The sequence below is a fragment of the Candidatus Jordarchaeum sp. genome, assembly GCF_052745115.1.
In genome coordinates this window covers 1-2,460 of record NZ_JBRAKS010000472.1, presented here as the reverse complement: position 1 = coordinate 2,460, position 2,460 = coordinate 1, and the positions used below count along the sequence as shown (strand labels likewise).

Below are 2,460 nucleotides of genomic sequence, written 5' to 3'. Positions count from 1 at the left end.
ATCTTCCGTCGCCGCCAGTTGGGCGGAGACGCAAAACGCCTGCAAGAGCGGAGAGGTTCATGCCCCAAGGCAGGTGCTCCCCTATGAAGCAGGAACCGAACACCATCTGGAAGTGTCCTAGATGGGTAAGTTTCGGACAACGGTTCACACAGGCGATCAAAAATTTTGAAGCCAGAAGTTTTAAATAAGAGTTAAGAGATAAAGTAGCGAAAATTCCAGGAACCATATCTAAAATGAAGAGACTTTCATTAACTAATGTTTGAAAATAAGAACGGGAGTGAGAAAGGTGAAATTGCTGAGAATCACTGCCTTAATAATTTTACTAATTTTCGCATTTGGAATTGTGATTCCTGCCATAACTATTAGTTCAAACAATATAGGCTCAGAAGAGAATATGATACTCTTTTTTGCTCCCAGTGGTAATCACGGTTTTGAGAGTAAACAAGATACCGTAGTTAATTTAACAATCTTGCACACTGGTGACATTCATTCACAACTGCTGCCTTGGCCATACGCCCAGTACAAAACCGGAATTAATAATGACAACACGCTGGGAGGAATCGCACGGTTGGCCACCCTAGTTAACGAAACAAGAACTGAAAAGAAGCTGGTCGACGAAGCGGTTCTACTGTTTGATGTTGGCGACTTTCTTATGGGAACACCATTCCAGTATCTGGGTCCAAACAGCACCCTGAACGCTTCCCCAGAACTTCACATGATGAATCTGATAGGATTTAACGCCAGTTGTTTGGGAAACCATGAATGGGAGTACAGTGTTCATGGATTATCCCTCATTCTCAACAACACCAATACCACGCTAGGTGGCAGTATGCCCTTGTTACTTTGTTCCAACTTGGTTTTGGGAGAGGATTCCTACGGTCTGGGGCAGTTCATAGAGAACAATAAGACATTAACAGTATCAACGAACGGAAAAACATTAACTATTGGTCTCTTCTCGTTGATGGGGAAGAACGCAATGTCTACGGTGTTTTTCAAGGGTAAATACAATTTTTCTGATCCAATTCAGACAGCAAGGGAACAGGTCACTTACTTCCAGAATGAAGGCGTGGATCTTATTATCTTGATTTCCCACATGGGGTACAAGGACGCCATACAGCTTGCTTCAAGTGTTTCGGGTATAGATTTGATTCTGGCGGGTCACGATCACCAACTGTTAGAACAGCCTATCGTCGTAAAAACATCGGTAGGAAATACCACCATAGTTGACGCGAAAAGCTACTTGGAATACTTGGGTAAACTTGAACTGAGCGTTAAGCTGGGAGGACCCGCGGGTCAAGGAATCGGGATTCGCACCTACCAAGCTATCCTTATTGACGACACAATACCAGAAAACGGAACAATCCTCACGGGACTTGAAACCTACATCGATGCTGTGAACAGTCTTCTTAGCGAGTGGGATGTATCTTCAATTGATACCGTCATTGCCCACGTGGACTTTAACCTCACATACTCCACTCCGGGCTTTGAGAAGCCAACGGGTGAAAGCCCTGTGGGAGACTTGGTGGCTGATTCCATGAGGTGGGCTGCCAGTAATGTTACGGGAGAGTACGTGGATTTTGCTTTCATGCCCAGTGGGACAATAAAACATGGCAAGTATTTTTGTTTGAATGGAGATATCACAGTCTACGATGCTAACAGCATTATTCCCTTTGGGGGCGTACCCATGCAGGGCCCCTATCGTGGTTGGCCTATTTGCAGTTTCCACCTCTACGGGTATGAGATTAAAAGAATGCTTGAGTTTTCGGTTCTAATGGGTGGGGACTTTTTCATCCAGATCTCGGGACTCAGATTCACCTACGCCCTTATTGGAATTCCAACTATGCGTGTGATTAGCATTGAACAAGAAATAAACGGTACATGGATACCTCTAGAAATGAACAAATTGTACAGGATTGCTATCAGCTACGAGGCCGCCATATTGATTCCTCAAATTGGTCAGTTGTATCCCGTATTTAGCATAATACCCAAAAACGAGTCTGGATACCCCATACCCTCCAACGAAACCATAATTTATGACGCCGAAGAGAGACCTTTCCCCATACACCTAGGCTTAATACGGTTTTTAACTGATTATTTAGAGGGAACAGTGCCTGAAATTTATAATCAGTCGCAAAACAGAGCTAAAGCAGTGCTGGCAAATCCCATTCACGTCCTTTACCTATTAAACCAAGTGGGGCAAACCATAGTCAGCCAGTCAACCACGTCAAACCTGTTAATGGGTGGAGTAGCAAGTCTAATCCTAATTGCGGTTATGGCAATTGGTGTGATCATTTCCCGAAGACCTTGATTCCAGAACGGAATTTTAGACCCGCAAACCCTTTTTTCTTTTTTCTTTTAGGAATCGTTTAAGCAGAACTTAGAAATGCGGTCGCATAGAAAGTGGAAGAAACGAGGGGTTCACAACAGTAGAAAGATTTAATGATAAATAATACCATTCTT

1 protein-coding gene is annotated in these 2,460 nt (G+C 43.6%); it reads left to right on the top strand.

The window, feature by feature from the left end; genetic code table 11:
* Positions 1–286: 286 nt before the first annotated feature.
* On the top strand, positions 287–2,308 hold the full coding sequence (locus tag ACUVXA_RS19730; RefSeq protein ID WP_445873002.1) for a bifunctional metallophosphatase/5'-nucleotidase: 2,022 nt from the start codon (positions 287–289) through the stop codon (positions 2,306–2,308).
* The last annotated feature ends 152 nt before the right edge of the window (positions 2,309–2,460 follow it).